General features: G+C 29.3%; 6 protein-coding genes. All 6 read right to left on the reverse strand.

Going from position 1 to position 6,991, the window contains the following annotated elements:
• Positions 1-5: 5 nt before the first annotated feature.
• A complete protein-coding gene (locus tag AACZ53_RS00425) occupies positions 6-1,124 on the reverse strand; it encodes a hypothetical protein (RefSeq protein WP_339833391.1) in 1,119 nt (372 codons plus the stop codon).
• Positions 1,121-2,491 carry a radical SAM protein gene (locus tag AACZ53_RS00430; RefSeq protein ID WP_339833393.1) on the reverse strand — a complete coding sequence of 457 codons (1,371 nt, stop codon included), beginning with the start codon at positions 2,489-2,491 and terminating at the stop codon, positions 1,121-1,123. The genes AACZ53_RS00425 and AACZ53_RS00430 overlap by 4 nt, the downstream gene beginning before the upstream one ends.
• Positions 2,488-3,264: a class I SAM-dependent methyltransferase gene (locus AACZ53_RS00435; protein WP_339833396.1), complete on the reverse strand. Its 777-nt coding sequence runs from the start codon at positions 3,262-3,264 to the stop codon at positions 2,488-2,490. The genes AACZ53_RS00430 and AACZ53_RS00435 overlap by 4 nt, the downstream gene beginning before the upstream one ends.
• Positions 3,254-4,699, reverse strand: a complete 1,446-nt coding sequence (locus AACZ53_RS00440) for a radical SAM protein (RefSeq protein ID WP_339833398.1) — start codon at positions 4,697-4,699, stop codon at positions 3,254-3,256. The genes AACZ53_RS00435 and AACZ53_RS00440 overlap by 11 nt, the downstream gene beginning before the upstream one ends.
• Positions 4,692-5,594: a nucleotidyltransferase domain-containing protein gene (locus AACZ53_RS00445; protein WP_339833401.1), complete on the reverse strand. Its 903-nt coding sequence runs from the start codon at positions 5,592-5,594 to the stop codon at positions 4,692-4,694. The genes AACZ53_RS00440 and AACZ53_RS00445 overlap by 8 nt, the downstream gene beginning before the upstream one ends.
• 110 nt (positions 5,595-5,704) lie before the next feature.
• On the reverse strand, positions 5,705-6,991 hold a 1,287-nt coding region (polA, locus tag AACZ53_RS00450; RefSeq protein WP_339833403.1), incomplete at its 5' end, for a DNA polymerase I.

Genomic DNA, 6,991 nt, shown 5'->3' on the forward strand with positions numbered 1-6,991 from the left:
ATTTTTTAATGTAGGTGATTGACTTCAATGGGAGATTCTTCACGGACATTAGATGAAATATCTAAGCCTATAAAAGGAGCCAAGTTTTCAATATCATTCCTATTATATAAAATTCCTAAAAAAGAAAATTCTTCATGAACATGAGTAGGTAAAGCAAATAATTTAGTTTGAATTTCCTCCAACGACATATTCCATTCAATACTCAATCTTTGAGCTGAAGGCTCCATAAAAGAAATGTATAATAATTCTGTAAAAGTATGTTGTTGAGTTGATGTAAAATCAACACCATCATTCAATGTTATTTTTAAGTTATGATGAGAATTTCTATAGTTTATTAATGTATTTTGAAATTCATCAAAAGTCAAATATCCTAAAAAATTGTTTTGTGGTGTAAACATCTGGTTTATTACAGATTCATGGCACCACATACACTTGGCAGGTTTACCAGCATTTGTATGAGCTGAATTTGCGTTGTTTATTCTGTTTCCATTTGCATCAAAGATTCCGAATCGTAATTGACCATTTGCTAACAATTCAATAGTTTCATATTCATAGATTTCTTGAGTATTTGGATCAATTTCTTCTGAAATAAAAAGTTGATTAAAACCATTTTGCTCAGAAAATTGAATAATTCTATGTTCAAGTGAAACACTAGAATTATTGATATATCCTTTTTGAGGTAATAAAGTATATTTATTTAAAACTTGGGATAAAGTGTTTGGTGTTCCAATTAATTCATAATAATGTTCAGAAGAACCAATGAGTAAGGAGACATATCTACCTAAATCAATTGCATTTGTTTGTTTGTATTCATCAGAATTGATAATTTTTGAATGAAGAATAGCTAATTTGTTTTGTGCATTTTCAGTAAAACCTAATTTTTTATAATCTATTGCAATTGTTGTATTTGACAAAGAAAATCCTTCATCTAAACTTGGTAAAGTTGCACCTACATAAGATAAACCCCATTTTAAACCAATTAATGATTTATCGATTGTATCATCTTGATAAGCTTTATTCCATTTTAAGTTAAGAGTTGAGTCAGTTTTTACTAAATCAGAATAGGTAGTACTTTCACAACCTAAAAGAAATAAAGATAATATGATTGTGATTATTTTTCTCATTTACTAACTTTCATCATTCCACTAGCCAAAACAGATTTCACTTTATGTTTCAATGCTTTTATAGATCTTCTGGAGCTTGTTCTGCTAAATTCAACTTCATTCACAACCTTACTCACAGCATATTTATAGAATTTTTTGGAATAAGTTCGTTCAAATTCAATTTCTCTATCTGTTGAGGTTTCCCAATCGGTTTCGCTTGTTATTTTGCTTTCTATTTCATTATATAAGGATGTTCCTTTTATTGGATAAGCAATTGTTATGGTGTATAATGTTGGATTTGCATCTTTCAAATATTGAATAGTTTCTGTAATGTCTTCTTCCGTTTCTCCAGGATAACCAAGCATTATGAATGTTCCTGTTTCCATTCCAAGAGCATTTGTTTTCTGAATGGCTTCTTTTACGACATTAACATCAACACGTCTGTCCATTAAGTCGATTATTTTTTGCGAACCACTCTCTGCACCAATCCAAATTCTAAAACAACCAATTTCTTTTAATAGGGCTAAAATTTCATCGTTTAATCGTTCTGCACGAGTTATGCATTCAAAAGGAATAACAGCATCTTGTTTCAATACTTCTTCTCTAAAAGCGATTAACCATTTATGACTTACTGTAAATACATCATCTACAAACCAAATCGCATCAGGATTGTAGTTTTCTTTTAGTATTTTCATTTCAGCAGCAACTTGTTCTGCTGGTCTTCGTCTGTAACTTTGTCCGTAAACAGCTGTGCTACACCATTTGCATGTATAAGGACAGCCACGTTGTGTAGAAATGGTCATAGAACTTTTTCCGTGATTGTTTTTCCAAGTATCTAAATAGTGTTGCATATTAATTGCTTCTCTATTAGGCAAAGGCAATTCGTCTAATTCTTTGAATTTTACTCTAGGTTTGTTTTGAATTACTTCGTTGTTTTCTAAAAAAGTAATTCCGTTTATGTTGTGATAATTTTCGTCTTTAATAATGGCATTGTACAACTCGTATGTAGTTTCTTCTCCTTCACCAATGATTAAGAAATCAGCTCCAGCTTTTAAATAATTTTCTATATTATAAGTAACATCTGGACCACCAAGAACAATTTTTGGAAAGTTATATTTTTTGGTTTTCAGTGTTTTAATTAATTTAAGGACTTCAATTTTTGTCATCAAATTGGTGTACATGCAAATTACTTTTGGCTTTTTATTTTCAATAAATTCCAATTGCTTTTCTAAAGATGAAAAAGTAGTGTCAAAAACATCATTAGCAATATTTTTACTCCACAAATAAGCAGACACATAAAGCAAACCTAATGGTGGATAAGGTTTCATTATCTTTTGCTCTTTCAAGTCGTCTGACAAATAGTAAGCATGTGTGAAAAGTAAACTCATTTTTTTTGTAAAACAATTAAATAATGATCTGCATATTTTGATAGAAATGACCAGTTTTTGATTCTTGATTCTAATGTTTTCAACAATCCTAAAAAACCTTTCTTGTTTTTGAAAAAAGGTTCTAAAAAAGATGGTGGAATAAAAACCCCAACAGGTTTTACATCTAAATAATTAAAATTTGTTTTGGATAAATTTACGATATCTTTTGGATTATAGTAATATGTTGGAACACTTATGCCATCAACATTTGCGAAAACTACTTTTTTTGCACGTCTAAAAGCAGTTTTGAATTTTCCTTTCAGGATAAAATAGACTTTTTCCCAAAGTGTATTTTTTGGCATTATTACCAAAATAAGTTTTCCTTTTTCTGATAAAATAGTTGAAACTGAATTTAAAAAATCAGATAATTCATCAATATTTAAACAATTAAGACCTCCAAAATTTGAAAAAACTAAATCGAACTTTTTATCTGAAAATTGTTCTGAAATTGTATTAATATCAGCATGAATAAAGTTGAGGTTTTTGAGATTTTTTTTTGAGTTTGCAATGAAAATCATTTCAGTTGAAATATCACTTGCCGTTACTTCAATGCCTTTTTTTGCTAACCAAATTGCATCTTCACCAGTTCCACAATTAATTTCAAGAATGTTTTTTATTTGATATAAATGTTTTGAAACTACTTCATAAACTAAATTGCGTTGTAGTTTCCCAATCAAAGTGTTTGTAAAAGATTGGTCATAAGTAGTTGCTGCTTTATCAAAACTAGCTTTCATTCTGAAGTGTTTTCAATTTAATCTTATCCAAAAAAGCACTAGGAATATAATATCCCAATTTCAATATGGATTTAATTTTGTTTTTAGAAAACGAAAAGTTTTTTAAATTATCAATGCCTTGACTTTTTCTAAATTCCTTGTGAACAAATCTTTGTAATTTTTTATAATAATTGGAACTGTATGTTCCTTGAAACATCATATCAAAATCGTCTGAATCGGTCCAATTGGCTTTCAATTTTAAATCATCTTTTACTTTGTCATAAAACTTGGTTCCTGGTAAAGGATATGATACTGAAATTCCGATATTATCGGGTTTCAACTCTTTAACCATTTGAATAGTTTTCTGAATATCTTCTTGGTTTTCAGTCAAGTAGCCAAACTGAAGAAACAAGGCAACTCTAATGTTTTTTTGTTGTAAAAGTCGTGTTGCTTCATAAATTTCTTCCACTTTTGTGCCTTTATCCATGGCATCCAAAATCTTTTGCGAACCACTTTCTGCACCAACCCAAACTTCCTCTAAACCAGATTCAGCCAAAGCGGCAATGGTGTCTTCTTTTAATAACAAATCAACGCGGCTTTGAATGAAATACTTTATTAGAATATCTTTTTTCTTCAATTCAACATTAAATTCTTGAACCCAATTAGGTTTTAAACCAAAAATATCATCACACATCCAAAAACGAGATACTCCAAATTGTTCTTTTAAATAAGCAATTTCTTTTACGATATATTCTGGTGAATGCGCATTGTAACGATTGCCATAAATAGGCTTTGCACACCAATTGCATTTGTAGGGACAACCACGAGTTGTAGCTAAATTTAAAGTGAATTCTTGATCGCTTTCTTTCCAAACTTCTTTATAGGAATTTATGTCAACCAAATCCCAAGCTGGCAAAGGTAATTCGTCTAAATTTTGAAGAACTGCTCGTTTTGTATTGACTTTTATTTCGTCTTTATTTTTGAATACAATTCCGTTTATGGAAGAAATATCTTTACATTCGTCTAAATGTTGAATTAACTCTAATAAAGTAATTTCTCCTTCCCCTTGAATGATGAAATCTGCCCCTTTTTCAAGATATTTTTCATAATGATCTGTTGAGTCCGAACTGCAAATTATTACTTTACAATTATAATTTTTTGCAATTATAATCATCTCAAAACAAGCTTCACGCATGTTGGTTAAGCACATTTTGGTTAGATAATTGAAGCCATCATCATAAATTACTAAATATTTTGGTTGATTGGAATTTAGTTTTGAAACAATTGCCTTTGGAGAATCTAATAAATTGGTATCAAACAAATCTACATCAAAGGCATTTTTTCTCATTAATGAAGCTGCATACAAAGTTCCCAAAGGTGGAAATGGCATTTTATTTTTCCATTGCTTTGCGTCTAATTTGTAATAATAGGAATGCGAAAAAAGTATGTTAGACATATTCTTTGGTTAATTCGATTTTGAATTTTCTTTGAACTTCTTCCGTTTTTTCATTTAAAGCCATTATGACTTTTTTCTGAAAATTAGAAGGATGATGTTTAGAGATGTTATTTGTTGATTTTAAAGCAATATTAAAGTCCTCTTTGCTTAAATAATGAAATTTTGAATTCCATTTTTTTAAAGTAATTGATTTGAAAATAAAATCAATTGAAGTTCCAAACTTATTGCTAAACGTTAATTCTATAGTTTTAGTAAAAACTGGTTTTTTTGTATTTTGAATATTTTCTACATTTGGTTGAAAATTTGAAAAATAGGTTGAAATCCAATCATTTTGATTGAAAAATTCTTCAAATATTTCTTTTCCTTGTAAGGGAATTAGTGTTTTTAATTCGGTTGCCGTAAATCGATTTTGTTCTTCTATTTCCAATTTTTTTTCTGACACAAAATAATTGATGCAAAAATATTTTCTCGAATTTAGTAGAAATATTTTTTTATAAAGCATTAAAAATGTCCTGCAAAGCCAAAGTTTAGAGTGTTTTGTAATGACAAAAAAATCAATATCACTTTCGTTATCATAATATCCTTTTGACAAAGAACCAGAAACACCAACAGCTTTTACATAAGGAAATTTTGAAATAAATTCAGCCCTTTCTTTGGCAATTACTAATGCTTTTTTAGCTTCAAGATTGCCTTTAATTCTTTTTGTAACACTTTGTAAGTCATTTGCATAAACAAAAAAGCCATCAATATCAGTTATAATTTTTTCTTGCAACAAGTAATTTAATTCTTCTTTTGTTTCTGATAAATCATTATGTTTTGTGTAACTATGAATTTCTTCAATAGTCAAAGGATATCGAAAAATTGAAAAGTATAATATTGTTTTTAGACTTTGCAAGGCTTATTTTTTTGTTAAATATAATAAAATTTCATTTTTAATTAGATGTATTTCTGTTTATTTAGTTGCTTTAAATTTGAAGTTAATTTATAAATATGTGCTTCAAAAAATTAATGGGCTTCTAGCCAATCTTTACCCATTCCTAAATCAACAATTAAAGGAACATCCATTTTAAAAGCATTTTCCATTTCGCTTTTTATCATGGGTTGAATTTTTTCTAATTCACTATTATGTACATCAAAAACAAGTTCATCATGTACTTGTAACAACATTTTTGATTTCCAATTTTCAGCAATTAATCGCTTGTGAATGTTAATCATAGCAATTTTGATAATATCTGCAGCACTTCCTTGTATTGGTGCATTTACTGCATTTCGTTCTGCTCCACCACGAACCATTGCGTTAGCCGAATTGATATCTTTTAAATATCTTCTTCTGCCTAAAACCGTTTGAACATATCCGTTTTCTCTGGCAAAATCTACTTGTTCAGCCATGTAGGCTTTTAATTTTGGATAGGTTTGATAGTAAGCTTCGATCAATTCTGCAGCTTCTTTTCGTGATAAATCAGTTTGATTGCTTAATCCAAAAGCGGAAACACCATAAATGATTCCGAAATTAACTGTTTTAGCATTGCTACGTTGTTCTTTTGTGACTTCTTCTATTGGAACATTAAAGACTTTTGAAGCCGTTGATTTGTGAATATCTTCATTGTTTTTAAAGGCTTCAATCATAGTCGTTTCACCAGATAAAGCCGCAATAATTCGAAGTTCTATTTGAGAATAATCGGCAGCTAATAACGTGTAGTTTTCATTACGAGCTATAAATGCTTTTCTAATTTGTCTCCCTCTTTCTGTTCGAATAGGAATATTTTGTAAATTAGGATTATTAGAACTCAAACGACCAGTTGCAGCAACCGCTTGCATATAATCTGTATGAACTCGACCTGTTTTTGCATCTACTTGATTAGGTAAGGCATCAACATAAGTGTTTTGTAGCTTAACCAATTGTCTCCATTCTAAAATATTGCGAACAATTTCGTTGTCTTTAGCTAAATAACTAAGTACTTCTTCGCCAGTTGCATATTGACCCGTTTTAGTTTTCTTTTGTTTTGGTCCACCAATTTTTAATTTATCAAACAAAACTTCACCTAATTGTTTTGGTGAAGCTAAATTGAAGGTTTCGCCAACCGTTTCATATATGTTTTGTTCTAAAGCATTACTTTCTTCAGATAAATCTTTTGACATTGCTTTTAAAAAGTCAACATCTAAATTGATTCCTTCTTTCTCCATATCAGCTAAAACTTCAACTAATGGAATTTCGATTTCATCAAATAATTTTTTTGTACCTACTTTTTCTAAAATAGGTTGAAAGTGTTCTTTTAATTGATATGTAATGTC

The organism is uncultured Flavobacterium sp. (assembly GCF_963975005.1).
In the GTDB taxonomy this organism is placed as follows: Bacteria; Bacteroidota; Bacteroidia; order Flavobacteriales; family Flavobacteriaceae; genus Flavobacterium.

Excerpts from the sequence above, each read along its gene's own strand:
- AACZ53_RS00430 (WP_339833393.1), bottom strand. The coding sequence starts at position 2,491 with ATGAGTTTACTTTTCACACATGCTTACTATTTGTCAGACGACTTGAAA.
- AACZ53_RS00425 (WP_339833391.1), bottom strand. The coding sequence starts at position 1,124 with ATGAGAAAAATAATCACAATCATATTATCTTTATTTCTTTTAGGTTGT.
- AACZ53_RS00440 (WP_339833398.1), bottom strand. The coding sequence starts at position 4,699 with ATGTCTAACATACTTTTTTCGCATTCCTATTATTACAAATTAGACGCA.
- AACZ53_RS00435 (WP_339833396.1), bottom strand. The coding sequence starts at position 3,264 with ATGAAAGCTAGTTTTGATAAAGCAGCAACTACTTATGACCAATCTTTT.